This is a genomic window from Anaeromyxobacter paludicola, from assembly GCF_023169965.1.
In the GTDB taxonomy this organism is placed as follows: Bacteria; Myxococcota; Myxococcia; order Myxococcales; family Anaeromyxobacteraceae; genus Anaeromyxobacter_B; species Anaeromyxobacter_B paludicola.
This window is the reverse complement of the sequence record NZ_AP025592.1, coordinates 4376384-4394081: the sequence shown is the minus strand read 5'-3', so window position 1 is coordinate 4394081 and position 17698 is coordinate 4376384. Positions and strand designations below refer to the sequence as shown.

Annotated in this window: 14 protein-coding genes; 12 read left to right on the top strand and 2 right to left on the bottom strand. The window is 75.4% G+C overall.

The window, feature by feature from the left end:
* Positions 1-960 precede the first annotated feature (960 nt).
* The 6 genes from rdgC (at position 961) to AMPC_RS19515 (ending at position 10109) form a co-directional block, all read left to right on the top strand.
* Positions 961-1608 carry a recombination-associated protein RdgC gene (gene rdgC, locus AMPC_RS19540; RefSeq protein WP_248343220.1) on the top strand — a complete coding sequence of 216 codons (648 nt, stop codon included), beginning with the start codon at positions 961-963 and terminating at the stop codon, positions 1606-1608.
* Entirely contained in the window at positions 1595-2215 is a 621-nt protein-coding gene (locus tag AMPC_RS19535; protein WP_248343215.1) for a hypothetical protein, read from the top strand. The genes rdgC and AMPC_RS19535 overlap by 14 nt, the downstream gene beginning before the upstream one ends.
* 52 nt (positions 2216-2267) lie before the next feature.
* A complete protein-coding gene (locus tag AMPC_RS19530; RefSeq protein WP_248343213.1) occupies positions 2268-3353 on the top strand; it encodes an aldo/keto reductase in 1086 nt (361 codons plus the stop codon).
* A gap of 163 nt (positions 3354-3516) precedes the next feature.
* Positions 3517-6543, top strand: a complete 3027-nt coding sequence (gene gltA, locus AMPC_RS19525; protein WP_248343212.1) for an NADPH-dependent glutamate synthase — start codon at positions 3517-3519, stop codon at positions 6541-6543.
* A 72-nt stretch (positions 6544-6615) separates the two neighbouring features.
* Positions 6616-9516, top strand: coding sequence for a tetratricopeptide repeat-containing serine/threonine-protein kinase (locus tag AMPC_RS19520; protein WP_248343210.1), 2901 nt, complete (start codon positions 6616-6618; stop codon positions 9514-9516).
* Positions 9513-10109, top strand: coding sequence for an RNA polymerase sigma factor (locus AMPC_RS19515; protein ID WP_248343208.1), 597 nt, complete (start codon positions 9513-9515; stop codon positions 10107-10109). Before AMPC_RS19520 ends, AMPC_RS19515 begins: the two co-directional genes overlap by 4 nt.
* A 185-nt stretch (positions 10110-10294) precedes the next feature.
* Here AMPC_RS19515 and AMPC_RS19510 read toward each other — a convergent pair whose 3' ends face one another.
* Positions 10295-11308, bottom strand: coding sequence for a collagen-like protein (locus AMPC_RS19510; RefSeq protein WP_248343207.1), 1014 nt, complete (start codon positions 11306-11308; stop codon positions 10295-10297).
* 139 nt (positions 11309-11447) lie between these two features.
* Entirely contained in the window at positions 11448-11825 is a 378-nt protein-coding gene (locus AMPC_RS19505; protein ID WP_248343205.1) for a hypothetical protein, read from the bottom strand.
* A 90-nt stretch (positions 11826-11915) separates the two neighbouring features.
* Between AMPC_RS19505 and tgt the strand changes: the two genes are divergently transcribed.
* From tgt to AMPC_RS19475, 6 genes are all read left to right on the top strand, one after another.
* Positions 11916-13910, top strand: coding sequence for a tRNA guanosine(34) transglycosylase Tgt (tgt, locus tag AMPC_RS19500; protein ID WP_248343204.1), 1995 nt, complete (start codon positions 11916-11918; stop codon positions 13908-13910).
* A gap of 18 nt (positions 13911-13928) precedes the next feature.
* Positions 13929-14225 (top strand): hypothetical protein, encoded by a 297-nt coding sequence (locus AMPC_RS19495; protein ID WP_248343202.1) that lies wholly within the window; start codon positions 13929-13931, stop codon positions 14223-14225.
* A gap of 46 nt (positions 14226-14271) precedes the next feature.
* Positions 14272-15249: a ChaN family lipoprotein gene (locus AMPC_RS19490; protein WP_248343200.1), complete on the top strand. Its 978-nt coding sequence runs from the start codon at positions 14272-14274 to the stop codon at positions 15247-15249.
* A 130-nt stretch (positions 15250-15379) separates the two neighbouring features.
* Positions 15380-16012: a tetratricopeptide repeat protein gene (locus AMPC_RS19485; protein WP_248343198.1), complete on the top strand. Its 633-nt coding sequence runs from the start codon at positions 15380-15382 to the stop codon at positions 16010-16012.
* Positions 16013-16142: 130 nt separating this feature from the next.
* Entirely contained in the window at positions 16143-16967 is an 825-nt protein-coding gene (locus AMPC_RS19480; RefSeq protein ID WP_248343196.1) for an energy transducer TonB, read from the top strand.
* A 57-nt stretch (positions 16968-17024) separates the two neighbouring features.
* The gene (locus AMPC_RS19475; protein WP_248343195.1) at positions 17025-17687 is read left to right on the top strand and encodes a rhomboid family intramembrane serine protease; all 663 of its coding nucleotides are present in this window, start codon (positions 17025-17027) and stop codon (positions 17685-17687) included.
* Positions 17688-17698: the final 11 nt, after the last annotated feature.

Below are 17698 nucleotides of genomic sequence, written 5' to 3'. Positions count from 1 at the left end.
GCCTGCCCGAAGCGAATTCGCCCGTACAGCGATCAGCGCCGCACCACAGCCGCCGGGAGCCCTCCCGAGGCGCGCAGCGCAGGCGGGCCGCCCGCCGGCGTCGGACCGCGTGACACGATGGAAGCGCCGCTCCCTCGTGCAACGCCGAGACCGGAGCCGAGCGCCAGCACCAGGACGGCACCGCAGCGGGGTCGAGCGCCCTGCGCCCACGGCGCCGCTCGCCCATCGGCGACCGGGTGGAGCCGCCGGAGCGAGCACCGCAGCGGTGGGCTCCCGGCGGCCCCGCGGCGCCGCGGCGCCGGTCGAGCATCGGCAAGCAAGGAGGCTTGGCACCCTGCACCGCTGGCCGCCCCTCCCCGCCCTCCCGCCCCGGCGGGGAGGGAGTGCACCGCCGCGCCTGCCCGAAGCGAATTCGCCCGTACAGCGATCAGCGCCGCACCACAGCCGCCGGGAGCCCTCCCGAGGCGCGCAGCGCAGGCGGGCCGCCCGCCGGCGTCGGACCGCGTGACACGATGGAAGCGCCGCTCCCTCGTGCAACGCCGAGACCGGAGCCGAGCGCCAGCACCAGGACGGCACCGCAGCGGGGTCGAGCGCTCTGCGCCCACGGCGCCGCTCGCCCATCGGCGACCGGGTGGAGCCGCCGGAGCGAGCACCGCAGCGGTGGGCTCCCGGCGGCCCCGCGGCGCCGGTCGAGCATCGGCAAGCAAGGAGGCCTGGCACCCTGCACCGCTGGCCGCCCCTCCCCCGCCCTCCACGCCCGGCGGGGAGGGAGTACAGCGGCGAGCTCTTCTGGCCGGAGTGAGCGGTGCAGGGAGTGCAGCGGGGAGCTCTTCTGGCCGGAGTGAGCGGTGCGCGGGAGCCCTCGTGTCAGACCCCTCTGTCAAACGAAGCCCGCGCGCGTCTTCCGTCCCGTCGGCGGCTTGACGCCGAGCCCCCCTCTCCCCCATCTTGCCCGCCCCCATGCCCCTCCTCGCAGGAACCGTCACCTTCGCCCGCTTCCAGGCCGAGCTCCCCAAGGCGGCCGCCCAGGACACCCGCCGCTGGCTGCAGCGCGCCCTGAAGCAGGGCGCCTTCAAGCCCCTCGACCCGGCCGCCGGCGCCGAGGACCGCTCCGCCGGGTTCGTCGCCCTCGAGGACCACGACGCCACCGACTTCCCGCTCGGCCAGGGGCTCGAGGGCGACTACGCGCTCTTCGGCTACCGCGTGGACCAGATCCGGATCCCGGCCGCCCAGCTCAAGGCCGAGCTCGGCCGCTGGCTCGCGAGCTTCGAGCAGGAGCACGGGCGCAAGGCGACCCGCGGCGAGAAGGCCCACGCCAAGGACGCCATCCGCAGCGTGCTCCGCCAGCGCACGCCGCCCTCGAGCAAGGTGCACGACGTGAGCCTCGACTGGAAGACCGGCGCGCTGCAGCTCTGGGCCGCCTCGCGCAGCCTGGTGGAGGAGGTGGCCGAGGCGGTCGAGGCCGCCTTCGGCGCGAAGCTGCAGCCCCGGAACCTCGCCGGCCACGCCGCCGAGGCCGGCCTGGAGGGCAAGGCGCTCGCGCCCACCGGGGCGCTCTTCGGCGCGGACCTGCCGGGCGCGGAGGAGGTGGCCGATGTCGAGGCGTGAGGCGGCGCGCGAGGAGGCCGCGTTCCTGCGCGGCGACGTGGGCGTGGACGGGCAGGCCACCGATCGCGAGGAGCGGGATCTCGCCGAGGTGGAGCGCGGCAAGGCGCGCGAGCAGCTCCTGCGCAACCGGGCCTGGCTCGGCCGCGAGTTCCTCACCTGGCTGCTCTGGCGCTCCGAGGCGGGCGAGCCCGTGGTGGAGGTGGACGGCGCCGGCGTCACCGTGCTCTTCACGGCGCGGCTGGTGCTGAAGGGCGTGAAGGGCGACGTGACCGAGGTGACCGCCCGCGGCGCCCAGGCCCCCTACTCGGCCCAGGTGCGCCACGCCCTCGACGAGGGGCTCCTCGTGCACCAGTGCCGGGTGCGGCTCGACCACGGCGAGAAGACCTACGAGGCCACGCTCGACGCCGAGTTCCTCGACGTCCGCTCCGCCAAGCTGCCGGAGCTCCTCTCGGAGGAGGAGGACGACCGGCTCCTCGAGCGGCTCTACCTCGTCGAGCGGCTCTCCTCGCTGGTGGACGCGCTCGCGCAGGCCTTCCTCTCGGAGCGCGCCGGCCGGGGCTGGGCGAGGAAGATCGTCCCCGCGCTCAAGGCCTGGATGAAGGGCTAGCCGGCCCCGCCAGGGAAGGGCCGCCCCCGGGCGCGCCCCTTAACCCTGGCGCATGCCCCTCGACCACTACGTCAGCCTGGGCCGCTCCGGCCTGCGCGTCTCGCCCCTCTGCCTCGGCGCCATGACCTTCGGCGAGGACTGGGGGTGGGGCGCGAGCGTCGCCGACTCCGAGGCGATGATCGACCGCTTCCTCGCGCGCGGCGGCAACTTCATCGACACCGCCAACATCTACACCAAGGGGCACTCCGAGAAGATCATCGGCGACCACCTGGGCCGGCACCCGGCGAAGCGCGACCGGGTGGTGATCGCCACCAAGTTCTTCTCGAACCTGTATTCCGGCGACCCGAACGGCGGCGGCGCCAGCCGCAAGGCGATCGTCTCCGCCTGCGAGCAGTCGCTGCGGCGGCTGCAGACCGGGTACGTCGATCTCTACTGGATGCACAGCTGGGACGCCTCCACGCCCATCGACGAGACGCTGCGCGCGCTCGACGACCTGGTGCGCGAGGGCAAGGTCCGCTACGTCGGCTTCTCCGACACGCCCGCCTGGAAGTGCGCCGAGGCGCAGGTGCTGGCCCGCTTCCTGGGGCAGGCGCCCGTCACCGCCATCCAGGTGGAGTACTCGCTCCTCGAGCGCACCATCGAGGGCGAGCTCGTCCCGATGGCGCGCGAGCACGGGATGGGGATCACCCCCTGGTCCCCGCTCAAGAGCGGCGTGCTCACCGGCAAGTACCGGCGCGAGGAGCACGGCCGGCACCAGGCCGGCCGCGGCGAGTGGGCCACGCGCGCGCTCGACGAGCGGGCCTACGCCGTGATCGACCTCCTCGGCGAGCTCGCCCGGGAGCTCGGCACCACCGTGTCGCGGGTCGCCCTCGCCTGGGTCATGGGCCGCCCCGGCGTCAGCTCCACCATCCTCGGCGCCCGCACCGTCGCCCAGCTCGAGGACAACCTCGGCGCCGCCGACGTGACCCTCACCCCCGCCCAGGCCGGGCGGCTCGAGGCGCTCACCGTCCCGAAGCTCGACTTCCCCCACGATTTCGTGGCCAACAACGCGTCCTTCTTCCAGGGCGGGACCACCATCGACGGCCGCCCGGCCGCTCCCTGGCCGCTCGCCCCAAAGGGGGACGACGACCGCTGGTGAGCTTCCCCTCTCTCAGTGAAATCGAGGGTTCAGACCGGGTCGAGAACCTGACCCAATCCGTCCAGTTTTCGCCCATTTGACCACAGCGAGGTCCTTCGCGTAGGAAGGTTCACCCCGAGCGGGAAAGACCCCCCGGGAATCCGCCAGCGAGGACCCGCGCCCAATGACCAGGATCGTCCGCCGCCAAGCGTTCTCCGACACCACCTTCCTCTGGGAAGTCGAGGCCCCCGACGTCGCCCGCGCCGCCCAGCCGGGCCACTTCGTGATGCTGCGGCTGCACGAGGGGTCGGAGCGCATCCCGCTCACCGTCGCCGACTTCGACCGCGAGAAGGGGACCATCACGATGGTGGTCCAGGCGCTCGGCAAGACGACGCGCGAGATGATGACGAACTACGCGGAGGGCGACACCTTCCTGGACTTCGTGGGCCCGCTCGGCCTGCCGCAGCACGTGGGGAAGTTCGGCCACGTGGTGCTCGTCGGCGGCGGCCTCGGCGTCGCGCCGGTCTACCCGCAGCTGCGCGCCTTCAAGGAGGCCGGCTGCCGCACCACCGGCGTCATCGGGTTCCGCAACAAGGACCTGGTGTTCTGGGAGGACAAGTTCAAGACGTACTGCGACGACCTCGTGGTCTGCACCGACGACGGCAGCTACGGCAAGCCGGGCTTCGTCACCCAGGCGCTCAAGGAGATCTGCGAGAAGGACAAGCCGGATCTGGTGGTCGCCATCGGCCCGCTCCCGATGATGAACGCCTGCGTCGAGACCACCCGGCCCTTCGGCGTGAAGACCATGGTGAGCCTCAACGCCATCATGGTGGACGGCACCGGCATGTGCGGCTCCTGCCGCGTCACCGTGGACGGCAAGGTCAAGTTCGCCTGCGTCGAGGGTCCGGACTTCGACGGCCACAAGGTGGACTTCAAGGAGCTCATGGCCCGCCAGCGCCGCTTCAAGGAGCAGGAGGCGGCCGCCAACCAGGACTACGCGCACGTCTGCAACCTCGAGAAGCAGCTCTTCGAGGACGAGAAGCGCAACTACAAGAAGCTGAAGGAGCTCGCGCCCAAGGCGGTGCACATGCCCGAGCGCGACGCGCAGGAGCGCGCCCGGAACTTCAAGGAGGTGAACCTGGGCTACTCGCTCCAGGACGCCCTCACCGAGGCCGAGCGCTGCATCCAGTGCGCGAAGCCGACCTGCGTGGCCGGCTGCCCGGTGTCGATCGACATCCCGCGCTTCATCCGGCACCTCCTCGTCCGCGATCTCGACGGCGCCGCCGCCGTCATCCGCGAGTCGAACGCCTTCCCGTCGGTCTGCGGCCGCGTCTGCCCGCAGGAGACGCAGTGCGAGTCGCAGTGCATCATCGCGAAGAAGATGGAGTCGGTGGCCATCGGCCGGCTCGAGCGCTTCGTCGGCGACACCGCCGCGCTGCCCAAGGCGAAGCCGCCCGTCTTCGCGCCCCAGGACCGGCTCGGCCGCGTCGCCATCTGCGGCTCCGGCCCCGCCGGCCTCGCCGCGGCCGCCGACCTCGTCCGCTACGGCGCCGACGTCACCGTGTTCGAGGCGCTCCACGTGGTGGGCGGCGTGCTCCAGTACGGCATCCCGTCCTTCCGCCTCCCGCGCGACATCATCGAGCGCGAGGTGAAGCAGCTGCGCGACGCGGGCGTGAAGATCGAGACCAACAAGGTCATCGGCAAGACCTTCACCGTGCCGCAGCTCCTCGAGGAGAAGGGCTTCGACGCCGTCTTCCTCGGCGTGGGCGCCGGCGCCCCGGCCTTCCTCGGCATCCCCGGCGAGAACGCCGGGCAGGTCTACAGCGCCAACGAGTTCCTCACCCGCGTGAACCTCATGGGCGGGGACAAGTTCCCCTACCTCGACACCCCCATCCGGCTCGGCAACAGCGTGGTGGTGATCGGCGCCGGCAACACCGCCATGGACTGCCTCCGCGTGGCCAAGCGGCTCGGCGCGCCGACGGTGCGCTGCGTCTACCGGCGCTCCGAGGCCGAGGCCCCGGCCCGCATCGAGGAGATCCGGCACGCCAAGGAGGAGGGGATCGAGTTCTACTTCCTCCACGGCCCGGTCGAGATCCTGGCCGACGCCGACGGGAACGTCACCGGCATGAAGGTGGAGCGGATGGTGCTCGGCGAGCCCGACGAGAAGGGGCGCCGCAAGCCGATGGGCACGGGCGAGCTCCACGTGCTCGAGTGCGACACCGTCATCTCCGCCCTCGGTACCAAGGCGAACCCGGTGGTCACCGAGTCCACCCCCGGCCTCGCGCTCAACAAGTGGGGCAACATCGCCGCCGACGACGGCAAGCCCCAGTCCACCCAGGCCACCAACCTCCCCGGCGTCTTCGCCGGCGGCGACATCGTGACCGGCGGCGCCACCGTGATCCTCGCCATGGGCGCCGGCCGCCGCGCCGCGCGCTCCATCGCCGCCTGGCTGAGGAACGGCAAGCGGAGCTGGCCGGTGACCGCCGAGGAGGCGGCCGCGTTCGAGCCCCCGGCCCAGGTCCGGCCCGCGCCGGCCGGCGCCACCGTCCCCGCTGGCGCCCTGGAGGAGCCCGTGCGCACCTGCCCGAAGTGCCACCGCCCGATCGAGGGCGACGAGGAGTACGTCTGCTGCGCCGGCGCGCAGCTCTCCTGGCGCTGTGAGAAGTGCGCCAAGGTGAGCGAGGGCTTCGCCTTCCCGTACGGGCTCTGCCCGATCTGCGGCGAGGGCAAGCTCGCCCCGCTCGACGACCGCGAGGTCTCGGGCGCCGCGCTCGACGCCGTGCGCGTGGCCTTCGAGATCGAGCTCGGCGGCATGGCCTTCTACACGCGGGCCGCCAAGGAGGCCACCGACCCGGCCCTGCGCGAGCTGTTCGGGCGCTTCGCCGGGATGGAGACCGAGCACATGGCGACCCTGCAGCGGCGGTACCACGTGGAGGCCCCGGCCGCCCCGTCGGACTCCTTCCGCATCGCCAGCGCGGCCATCTTCGCCGGCCTCGAGCACCGGCCGAGCGACCCGGAGAGCCTCTTCCAGATCGCGATCCTCTTCGAGCAGCGGGCGGTGAAGTTCTTCACCGAGAACGTGGACAAGGCCCCGGCCGGCTCCGCGGCGCGCCAGCTCTACAAGGAGCTCGCGGCGGAGGAGCAGGAGCACGTGGCCCTGCTCACGACCGAGCTCGCCCGCTGGAAGCAGGGCAAGCCGGGCCTGCTGTAGTCCCCAGAGTTGGCCTTCCGGGGCGCCCGCGCCCCGGTTAGGCTAGCGGGGTCCCCTGCCCGGAGCCTCCGCTTGCCCGAAGGGCTCTCCTCCCTGCTGCACGAGCTCGCGCGCCTCCCCGAGGAGGCGCGCGGCTCGGCATGGGACGAGGTGCTCCGGCCGGGCGCGGTGATCGGCCGCTTCGAGCTCGTCTCGGAGCTCGGCCGCGGCGGCTTCGGCCAGGTCTGGGAGGCGCGCGACACCGAGCTCGGGCGCGGCGTCGCCTTCAAGGCGGTCCGCGCGGCGAGCGACGTCCCCGACGAGCGGCTCCTCGCCGAGGCGGAGGCGGCGGCCCGCCTCTCCCACCCGAACATCGTCACCCTGTACGACGTGGGCCGGTGCGACGCCGGGCCGTACCTCGTGCTCGAGCTGCTGCGCGGCCAGACGCTCGCCGCGCGGCTCGCGCAGGGGCCGGTGCCGCTCGGGGAGGCGCTCCGGATCGCGCACGCCGCCGCCGAGGGGCTCGCCCACGCCCACCGCCATGGCGTCGTCCACCGCGACCTCTCGCCGGCCAACGTCTTCCTCTGCGCCGACGGCCAGGTGAAGGTGCTCGACTTCGGCCTCGCCCACGCCTTCGGCCGCCGCCGCGTCGAGGGCGGCACGCCGGCCTACATGGCGCCGGAGCAGCGGCGCGGCGCGCCGGAGGACGAGCGCACCGACGTCTTCGCGCTCGGGGTGATCCTCTACCGGCTGCTCGCGGAGCGCCTCCCCTTCCCCGACGACGACCACGGCAAGGCGCTCGCCGGGCCACGGCCGGCGCCGGCGCTGGAGGTGTCCGCGGCTCCGGCGCTGGGCGGGCTCGTGGGCCGCATGGTCGCCAAGGATCCGGTGGCGCGGCCGCGCGACGCCGGCGAGGTGGCGGCGGCGCTGGCGGCCTTCCGGGGCGAGCTCGAGCGGACCCCGAGCGGGCCCGGCGCGCCGGTGCGGACGCGCTCGCGCCTGCCGCGCTGGCCCGCGGCCGCGGTGACGCTCCTGCTCGCGCTCGCGGCGCTCGGGGCGATCCTGGTCCGCCGCCTGCCCTCCGGGGGCGCGCCGGACGAGGCGGCCGCGCCGGCGGAGCGCGTCACCGTGGCGGTGGCCGACTTCGCGAACCAGACGGGCGAGCCGGAGCTGTCCGGCCTCTCCGGCATGCTCATCACCTCGCTCGAGCAGTCGCGCCGGCTCTCGGTGCTCACGCGCGTGAGGATGCTCGACATCCTGCGCCAGCTCGGGAAGGAGGGGGTGGAGGCGGTGGACGAGCCGCTCGGGCGGGAGGTGGCGCGGAGCGCCGGCGCCCGCGCGCTGGTGCTCGCCACCATCCACCGCTTCGACCAGCTCTACGCCATCGAGCTCAAGGCCCTCGACCCCGCCACCAGCGACTACCTCTTCACGCTCAAGGAGGAGGGGCGCGGCAAGGCGAGCGTGCCGGGGATGATCGACCGGCTCTCGGAGCGGACCCGCACGCTCTTGCGGGAGACCCCGGCCGAGGTGAAGGCCTCGCAGGTGCAGGTCGCGTCCGCCACCACCGGGAGCTTCGAGGCCTGGTCGGAGTACTTCCACGGCGAGCAGGCGATGGAGGCGACCCGCTACGACGAGGCGATCGCCGCCTTCCGGCGCGCCATCGCCGCCGACCCGACCTTCGCCCTCGCCCACTACAAGATCGCCTACCTGGGCGAGTTCACCGGCCTCGACGCGGCGGGCCGCAAGGCCGAGGTGGAGGAAGCGCTGCGCCACCCCGAACGCGCGCCCGAGAAGGAGCGGCTGCTCATGCGCGCCTGGAAGGCGCACCTCGACGACCAGAACGACGAGGCCCACGCGCTCTACGCCCAGGCGGTCGCCGCGTACCCGCAGGACAAGGACGCGCTCTACATGGCGGCCGACCTGTACTTCCACGAGGGGCGCACCGAGGAGGCGCTGCCGCTCTTCGAGCGCGCCCTGGCGCTCGACCCGACCTGGGAGCCTGCGCTCCTGCACGTGATGGAGAGCCTCGCCTGGCTCGGCCGGACCGACGAGCTCGTCTCGCGGAGCCGCGCCTGGGTGGAGCGGTCGCCGGGGAGCGCGGCGGCGTGGCGGGCGCGGGCGCAGGGGGCGCAGGCGGCGGGCCGGATCGAGGACGCCGTGGCGGACGCCCGCCGGGCGCTGGCGCTCGACGGGAGCCACTTCTCCCGCGCCGCCCTGGCGAGCGCGCTCGCCCTGGCCGAGCGGTACCCCGAGGCCGAGCAGCTCCTCCGCCCCTCGGCGGAGCGCGGCGTCGGCCCGGAGCGGGCCAAGGCGACCGCGCAGCTCGTCGCGCAGCTCACCTACCAGGGCCGGCGGCGCGAGGCGCGGCGGCTCCTGGCCTCGCTCCCCGCGGGGCCGGCGCACGGCGCCGAGCTCCAGAGCCTCCGGCTGGTCTTCCTGCTCGGAGACCGCGACCTCGCCCCGGCGCGCGCCGAGGCCCTGCGGCTCCTGGCCGGTCCCAGGCCGCGCTGGAGCGGGCTCCCGGTGGTGCTCGCCCTGACCGGCGCGCGCGACGAGGCGGCGCGGGCCGAGTCCGACCTGCCGGCGGGCGAGGGGCGCCAGCTCGTGGACGCCGCCCTGGCCTGGCGCGGCGGCGATCGGGCGGCCGCGCTCGCCTCCTTCCGCGCGCTCTCCGGCCGGCCCAACCCCGACGTCCGCGCCCCGGCCACCTGGTTCCTGGCCGAGGCGGCGCTCGAGGCCGGGCGCGATCGCGAGGCGGCCGACGCCCTCGAGCGGTTCCGCCGCATGCCCGCCGGCGCGGCCCGGAGCTGGATGTACCCGCGGAGCTTCTACCTCGAGGCGCTGGCCCGCGACCGGCTCGGCGAGCGCGAGCGGGCGCGCCAGGCCCTCGATCACCTGCTCCGGCTCTGGGCGAGGGCCGACCCCGACCAGCCCTACCTGGCGGAGGCGAAGGCGCTGCGCCGGCGGCTCGGACCGGCGGAGGCACGACGGTGACCGCGACCGGAGGCGAGCCGCTCCAGGCGCTCGAGGCGCGGGTGCGGGCGCTCCTCGCCGCGGGCGACGAGCGGGGGGCGGCCACCGAGGCGATCCGCGGGCTCGGGCCCGACGTCCTGCGCTACCTGCGCACCGTGCTCCACGTCGAGGACGACGCGCGCGACGCCTTCTCCCGGTTCGCCGAGAACCTCTGGCGGGGGCTGCCGGGGTTCCGCGGCGAGGCCGGGCTGCGCACCTGGGCCTTCCGGATCGCCTGGAACGCGGCGCTCCACCTGCGCGACGAGGCCTGGCGGAAGCGGGGGCGGCCCTTCCACCCCGGCGAGGCCTCGGCGCTCGCCGAGGAGGTCCGGACGCGCACGGTGGTGCGGGTGGAGCGGCAGCGGGACGCGCTCGCCAGGCTGCGGGCCGCGCTCTCGCCGGAGGAGCAGTCGCTGCTCACGCTGCGCCTCGAGCAGCAGCTCCCCTGGGGCGAGATCGCCCAGGTCCTCGCCGCCGACGGCGCCCCCGCGAGCGCCGACACGGTGTCGAAGCGGTTCGAGCGGCTCAAGGAGCGGCTCGCCCGGCTCGCGAAGGAGCAGGGGTTCCTCGAGTAGCCCTTCCGGGACGCGCGTCCCGCCGTCGGATCCGCCCGGCGCTCCGGTCCATCGGACAGGAGGAACGCCGACATGACCACGCCCCCCCGGTTCCCGCTGCCGTCCCGCCTCGCCGCCCTGCGCGGCGTCGCCGTCCTCGCCTTCTGCGCCACCCTCGAGGCCGGCTTCGTGGCGACCACCACCCGTCACTGGGCCACGATCGAGAGCGGCCCGGCCACCGCCGGCTCCGGGCCGACGTCGGTGCCCGGGAACGCGGTCGCGGTGGCGCCCTGCCCGCAGGCGCCGCCCGCGAGCGTCGAGCCGAACGAGAGCGCGGTGGGCGTCGAGGCGAGGCTGTAGACCCGCCCTCCGAGCGCGAGCGCGTGGCCGGTGCCGTACGGCGTCCCGGTGCAGCCCGCCCCGGTGAAGTAGACGGGCGTGGTCGTCACCGCGGCCCCGCTCGCGAGGTCCCGCGCCAGCACGACGCGGCTGCCGCCGACCGTCTCCACGGTGTAGACCTGCGCTCCGGCGACGGCGACGAGCGGTCCGACCAGCGCGGCCGCGGCGTCGCGCACCACCGCGAGCGGCGAGCCGGGCGCGCCGGCCGGGCCCTGGGGGCCCGCGGGCCCCTGGACCCCCTGCAATCCCTGGAGCCCCTGCGCACCCTGGGGGCCGGCCGGACCGGTCGCGCCGGCAGGCCCGGCGAGCCCCTGCGGCCCCGGGAGGCCCTGCGCGCCCTGAGGGCCGGCGGGGCCGGTCGCGCCGGCCGGCCCGGCGAGCCCCTGCGGCCCGGGGACGCCCTGTGGCCCCGCCGCGCCGGTCGCGCCCTGGGCCGCGAAGAGCGCCCACCCGGCCGCCGGCGGGGCGGAGCCGGTGGACGGGGACGAGGCGACGTAGGAGGAGCCCAGGTACTGGACGGCGTCGTTCACGGCGTAGCGGGTCGAGGCCGACCAGGGTCCGCGCCAGGTGATGCCGAGCCCCGGCGCGCCCACCGGGCCGGCGGGCCCGGTCGCCCCCGGCGGCCCCTGCGCACCGGTCGCTCCCGCCGGCCCCACCGGCCCCGCGGGTCCCGCGGCTCCCGCCGGTCCTTGAGGGCCCGTCACGCCCTGCGGCCCCTGAGCACCGGGGTCGCCCTTCGGCCCCTTGTACTGGTCCCGGTTCGGACAGCCCGCCAGCAGCGCGCTCGCGAGCGCCGCCGCCACCCTCCGGCGCAGCATCATCGGGAGCCCCCTTCCCTGCGCGGCAGGCTAGCACGCGAGGGGGCGCCTGTTCCGGGGGCCGACCCTTTCGAGAAGCCCCGGCCGGTGCTCGGGTTTTCGCCACGGCGGCGGCCGGCGGCGCCGCGCGCGAGGCGGCGCGCTACTCCACCAGCTTCACGGCGTCCACGAAGTACTCGGTCTCGCCGAAGCAGGTGGTCGGGACTCCCCGGTGCTGGACGTATTTGAGGTAGACTCGGCGGCCGAGTAGACGGTTGATCTCGTCCGCGGTCCCCTGATCTCGGACGCTGAAGTAGAACTTCTCCGGGATGGCGCCTGGCAGGGTGACCATGGCCAGCTCGCCCTCCCAGGTCTTGCAGAGCCAGCCCTTCTTCGAGAACTTCTGCACGTATCCGACCCGGTCGCCGGTGGAGTAGGTGAACTTGAGCGCGCCCCAGGTGTAGAGGGCGACGCCGGCGGCGGCGAGCACGAGCAGGCCCACCAGGAACCCGAGCACCTTGCGCAAGAGAGTGGTCTTCACGGCCCCGAGCAAAGCACGTTCGGCACGCCCCCGGCGAGTTCTCGTCCGGGCTCCCCGCCCCGCCCCCTTCCGCGCGCTGCCCTGACCCAGATGCCCTTCCGCTACCACCCCGGCCCCCGCGACCCGGGCACCCGCGCCCGCCGCGGCGCCTTCACCACCCCCCACGGACGCGTCGAGACGCCGGCGTTCATGCCGGTCGGCACGCGCGCCACCGTCACCGGCCTCACCCCGGCCGACCTGCGCGCGCTCGACGCCGAGATCGTCCTCGGCAACACCTACCACCTGCTCCTCAGGCCCGGCCCCGAGGCGATGCGCCACTTCGGCGGCCTCCACCGCTTCATGGCCTGGGACCGCCCCATCCTCACCGACTCGGGAGGCTTCCAGATCTTCTCGCTCGCGAAGGATCGGACCATCACGGAGGAGGGGGCGCGGTTCAAGAGCTACGTGGACTGCAGCTACCACCACCTCTCGCCCGAGCTGTCGATCGCGATGCAGACCGCGCTCGGCTCCGACGTGATGATGGTGCTCGACATCTGCCTGCCCTCCACCGCGGACGACGCCGCCATCCGCGAGGCGATGGACCGCACCCACCGGTGGGCGCTGCGCAGCCTCGCCGCGCGCACCAACCCGGAGCAGGCGCTGTTCGCCATCGTGCAGGGCGGGCTGTCGCAGTCCCTCCGGGCCGAGTCGGCCGCCTTCCTCACCCAGCACCCCTTCGACGGCTTCGCCATCGGGGGGCTCGCCGTGGGCGACACGCGCGCCCAGCGTGGAGAGGTGATCGCCCGGGCGGCGGAGCTCCTCCCCGAGGACCGGCCGCGCTACCTCATGGGCGTGGGCACGCCGCCCGACATCCTGGAGGCGGTCGCCTGCGGCGTGGACATGTTCGACTGCATCATCCCCACCACCCTGGCCTGGCAGGGCACCGCCTTCACCTCCACGGGCCGGGTGCGGGTGACGCGCAGCGAGCACCGGCTCTCGCAGGCCCCCCTCGACGCGGCGTGCGGCTGCCCCACCTGCCGGCTCCACACCCGCGGCTACCTGCACCACCTCATGAAGTGCAAGGAGCCGCTCGGGCCGCGGCTGCTCGCCATCCACAACCTGCACCACTACCTCGAGCTCATGCGCGCCATCCGCGCCGCCATCTCCGAGGGGCGGTACGCGCGCTTCATGAAGGACACCCTCGCCGCCATCGACCGGCACGAGCACGATCCGGAGCGGCGGCAGCCCGGCTCGCAGGCGGCGCCGGTGGCGCCCCGCTTCGAGCTGGTGCAGACCCGCGACGGCGCGGCGGCGGTGCGCGACCGGGTGGTCGGCGAGGTGATGCACCCGGTCATCGGGCCCGACGCCGAGTCGGAGCAGCTCTACGTCCGGCAGTCGCGGCTCGCCGAGCGGCTCGCCCAGGCCGGCCCGCCGCTGGTGCTCTTCGACGTGGGGCTCGGGGCCGGCTCGAACGCCCTCGCCGCCGTGCGCGCGGCGCGGGCGGCTCCCCTGGGCGCGCGCCGGCTCGAGGTGGTGAGCTTCGAGCGCGACCTCGGCGCGCTGGCGCTCGCGGCCTCGGACGAGGGGGCGGCCCGGCTCGGCCTCGCGGCGGAGGACCTCGCCGCGGCCCGCGCGCTCCTCGCCGAGGGGCGCCACGAGGAGCCGGCCGCCACCTGGCGGCTCGTGCGGGGCGACGCGCTCGAGGCGCTCTCCCGGGAGGCCTCGCGCGCCGAGGTGGTGTTCTGGGACCCGTTCTCGCCGAAGCAGAACCCGGAGCTCTGGACCGCCGCCGCCTTCGCCGCGCTCCGCGACCGTTGCGCCGCCGGCGCCGCGCTCTATACCTACAGCACCGCCACCGCCGTCCGGAGCGCGCTGCTCCTCGCCGGCTTCTTCGTCGGCGTGGGCGACGCCTCGGGGCCCAAGGCCCAGACCACCGCCGCCGCGACCGAGCCCGCCCTGCTGGCGCGCCCGCTCGACGCCCGGTGGCTGGAGCGGCTCGCCCGCTCCTCCTCCCCCCTCCCGGCGGACGCACCCGCCGGCGCGCTGGACGCGATCCGCGCACACCCCCAGTTCACCGCGCCGGCGCTCGCCGCGGGCGCGGAGTAGCCCTCAAGGAGAACCACGTTGGACGACCTGCACTTCATCAGCCCCTCCTCCGGCACCCGCAACGGCGGGCGCCGCGGCCGGCGCCGCCACCGCGGCCAGCGCGGCGGGCCTCCCGCCCCGCCCACCCCGGCGCTCACCGGGACGCCCGAGATCCCGCCCTCGCCGGCCGTCTTCACCACCGACGCCTCGCGGGCCCGCTGGCCCTGGCTGCCGCGCCGGGTCATCGCCGGGAGCGTCTGGCGCGGGCCGGGCCACGAGCGGGTCCGGGTGGACGAGCGGGGCGAGGCCTCGCCCTGGCCGAAGCGGCCGCAGTAGGGGCGACGGGTGGCGGCCGCCCGCACGGCCGCTATGTTCCCCGCGCATGAAGACCGCCCTCGCCGCGCTCCTCTTCGCAGCGCTGACCGGCTGCGCCTCCCGCCAGTGCCCGCCCATCGCCGGGGCGCCCGCGCTCGGGCTCGCCTGGCAGTCGGCGCGCCTTCGCGAGCACCCGCTGGTGGGCCGGATCTGGGACGTGAAGCAGGCCCGCTTCGTGGACGAGGCGGCGCTCGAGGCGGCGGCGCGCGGCGCCGGGGTGCTCCTGCTCGGCGAGACCCATGACAACCCCGACCATCACCTGCTCCAGGCGCGGCTGGTCCGCGCGGCGGCGTCGGGCGGGCGGCGGCCGGCCCTCGCCTTCGAGATGCTCGATCGCGGCGTGCAGCCGGCCCTCGACGCCGCCCTCGCCAAGCAACCTTCCGACCCGCAGGCCGTGGGCGACGCGGTCCGCTGGGACAAGAGCGGCTGGCCGCCGTTCGCGCTCTACCGCCCCATCTTCGCGGCGGCGCTCGACGAGCGGCTGCCGATCCTGGCCGCGAACCTCGCCCGCAAGGAGGTCCAGGGCGTGGTGATGGAGGGGGCGACCGCGCTCCCGCTGGAGCTGCGCGCCGCGGTCGAGGCGCCGATGGCGCCGGAGGCGCTCCGCGAGATGCGCGAGGAGATGGCCGAGTCGCACTGCGGCAAGCTGCCGGAGGAGCTGCTCGAGCCGATGGTGGTGGGCCAGCGCGCGCGCGACGCCCAGCTCGCCGCGACGCTGGCCGCGGCGGCGGGCAAGGGGCCGGTCATCCTCATCGCCGGCTCCGGCCACGCCCGGACTGACCGCGGCGTCCCCTGGTACCTGCCGGCCGCCGCGCGGGAGAAGGTGCTCGCGGTGGCGATGACCGAGGTGACCCGCGACGGCTGTACGCCGGAGGCCTACGCGGCCGACTACGGCGCCCGCGCCGTGCCCTTCGACTACGTGGTCTTCACGCCGGGCGCCGAGCGCGACGACCCGTGCAAGGGGATCCGGCCGCACAAGCGCTGAGAGGGTTGACCGACCCCAGTGGACCGGCCCGCGCCGGACGTCCGGCCGCTCATCTTCGAGGTGGCGCCCGGGCCGACTCGTGCGAGAATCCGCCCGCCCGCGGGAGGGTCCCCGCCAGAGGAGGTGCCGCTTGGATCGCAACACCGTGCTCGGGTTCGTCGTCGGCGTCGTCGTGGCGCTCTTGATCGGCTACCTGGTGGTCTCGAAGATGAACGACTCGTCCCCGGCGCCCATCGCGCCCGTGACGGCGCCGCAGGGCGGCGGCATGCCCGGGGCCCCCGTCGCCGGGCTGGATCAGCAGATCGAGGCGACGAAGCGGATCGTGGAGCAGGACCCGAAGAACCGCGGGGCCTGGGTGGCGCTCGGCAACGACTACTTCGACACGCACCAGCGCCAGAAGGCCGTGGACGCCTACCAGAAGGCGCTCGAGCTCGAGCCGAACGACGCCAACGTGCTCACCGACCAGGGCGTGATGTACCGGGAGCTCGGCTCCTTCGACAAGGCGGCCGCCAACTTCGAGAAGGCGAGCAAGGTGGACCCGCGCCACATGCAGAGCCTCTTCAACCTCGGCGTGGTCCTGGCCGACGACCTGAAGCAGCCCGAGAAGGCGCGCCTGGCCTGGAAGAAGATCCTCGAGATCGACCCGGCGAGCCCCATCGGCACGCAGGCGAGCCAGGCGCTGCAGCGGCTCGATCAGGGCGGCGGCCCGGCGGCCCGGCCCGTCGCGCCGTTCCCGCCGCCGGCCGGCCCGGCCAAGAAGTAGCCCTCGGGGCGCCCCGCAGGGCCCAGTCCCGAGGGCGCGCCCCGAGTTCGCGCCGGCCCTGTGACCAGGGCCGGGGGTACCATCGCACCTCGGGGTGGACGCCCCGGCGCCACCTCCCGAGGTGGCGCCCATGTTCGCGCACGTCGTCCGGCCCGGCGTCTGGCAGCTCGAGGTCCACCGCATCCCGTACGTGATCGGAGCCGCCGCCTTCCAGGCGCTCCTGGGTGTGGCGCTCGTCGCCGCCTCCGCCTGGCTCGCCGCCGACGTCGCGCGGGCGCCGCTCGTGGAGGTGCGGCTGGTGCGCGCCGCCCCGCCGCGCCCGCCGCCGCCTCCGCCTCCCCCGCCACCGAAGCGCGCGGGCGGTGGCGCGCCGCGCGCGCAGGTCGCCTCGAAGCCCGTGCCCCGCAAGCCGCCCGCGCCCACCGCCATCTTCCAGCCGAGGGAGATCGCGCCCGTCCTCGTCACCGCGACGGCGCCCGGCGCCGCGGACGGCGCCGAGGCGGGGGGCGGCGAGGCCGAGGGCGAGGAAGGCGGCGTCGAGGGCGGCGTGGTCGGCGGGGTGGTGGGCGGCGTCATCGGCGGCGTGGTCGGGGGCGTGCTGCCGGGCGCGTCCGCCCTGCCGCGGGGGGCGGCCGAGGAGATCGAGGAGGCCCCGCAGTACGCGACCGGCGGCTTCCGGCGCCCCGCCGAGGCGCGGCCCGGCTGCGTCCGGGAGCTGGTCCGGCTCCCGCCCGAGCTCGCCGGCTTCGTCTCCGGCCTCATCTCGGTCCGCTTCGCCGTCGCGCGGGACGGCTCGGTGGGGCTGGTGGAGCTGCTGACGCCGGGCGGGGATCCGCGGGTGGAGCAGGCGATCCGCCGCGCGGTGCTCGCGTGCCGCTTCGTGCCGGGCGCCGACGCCCAGGGCCGGCCGGTGCGGCTCTGGGTGGTGATGCCGGTGCGCTTCACCTCCGGGTAGCCCGTCCCCCTCGCCGAAGGTGCCGCGCGGGCGGGCGGCGCGTATGATCCGGGGCGCGTGCGCCCACCCTCCCCCGCCGACCGGTCCCCGGCCCCGAGCTTCCGGGAGCGCGTCCGGCAGGCGCCGGCGACCTGGGCGCTCATCGGCAGCTTCGTGGCCGTGTTCCTCCTCTCCGCGCTCGACCCCGACGCGCTGCTGGTGCAGCGCTTCGCCAAGGTGAACGAGGCGATCCGGGAGGGCGAGGTCTGGCGGCTCGTGACCGCGAGCTTCCTGCACGGCGGGCTCGCCCACCTGGCCTTCAACTCCATGGCGCTCGCCTCGGTGGGCCCTTCGATCGAGCTGCTCTACGGCCGGCCGAAGTTCCTGCTCGTCTTCCTCGCCGGCGGCGCGGTCGGGATGGCGGCCAGCGTGGCCTTCGTGCCGCAGCCCTCGGTGGGCGCGTCGGCCGGCATCTTCGCGCTCTTCGGCGCGCTGCTCGGCTTCGCCGTGCGGGCCCGGCGGCGGCTCACGCCGCAGGCGCGGCGGCTCATCCTGCAGGACGTGGGCTGGGTGGTGGCCCTCAACGTCGGGCTCGGGCTCATGTCGGGGTTCATCGACAACGCCGCCCACCTCGGCGGGCTCGCCGGCGGCGTGCTCTTCGGGCTCCTGCTCCGGGAGCGGCCGCTGCCGGCGCTCCGGGCCGGACCGCCCCCTGGCCGCGAGCCGCCGCTCGAGGCGTGACCGGGAGCGCG

Bases quoted from the DNA above. Each gene is read 5' to 3' on its own strand.
- AMPC_RS19480 (WP_248343196.1), top strand. From the start codon at position 16,143: ATGTTCGCGCACGTCGTCCGGCCCGGCGTCTGGCAGCTCGAGGTCCAC.
- gltA (WP_248343212.1), top strand. From the start codon at position 3,517: ATGACCAGGATCGTCCGCCGCCAAGCGTTCTCCGACACCACCTTCCTC.
- AMPC_RS19535 (WP_248343215.1), top strand. From the start codon at position 1,595: ATGTCGAGGCGTGAGGCGGCGCGCGAGGAGGCCGCGTTCCTGCGCGGC.
- AMPC_RS19490 (WP_248343200.1), top strand. From the start codon at position 14,272: ATGAAGACCGCCCTCGCCGCGCTCCTCTTCGCAGCGCTGACCGGCTGC.
- AMPC_RS19510 (WP_248343207.1), bottom strand. From the start codon at position 11,308: ATGATGCTGCGCCGGAGGGTGGCGGCGGCGCTCGCGAGCGCGCTGCTG.
- AMPC_RS19530 (WP_248343213.1), top strand. From the start codon at position 2,268: ATGCCCCTCGACCACTACGTCAGCCTGGGCCGCTCCGGCCTGCGCGTC.
- tgt (WP_248343204.1), top strand. From the start codon at position 11,916: ATGCCCTTCCGCTACCACCCCGGCCCCCGCGACCCGGGCACCCGCGCC.
- rdgC (WP_248343220.1), top strand. From the start codon at position 961: ATGCCCCTCCTCGCAGGAACCGTCACCTTCGCCCGCTTCCAGGCCGAG.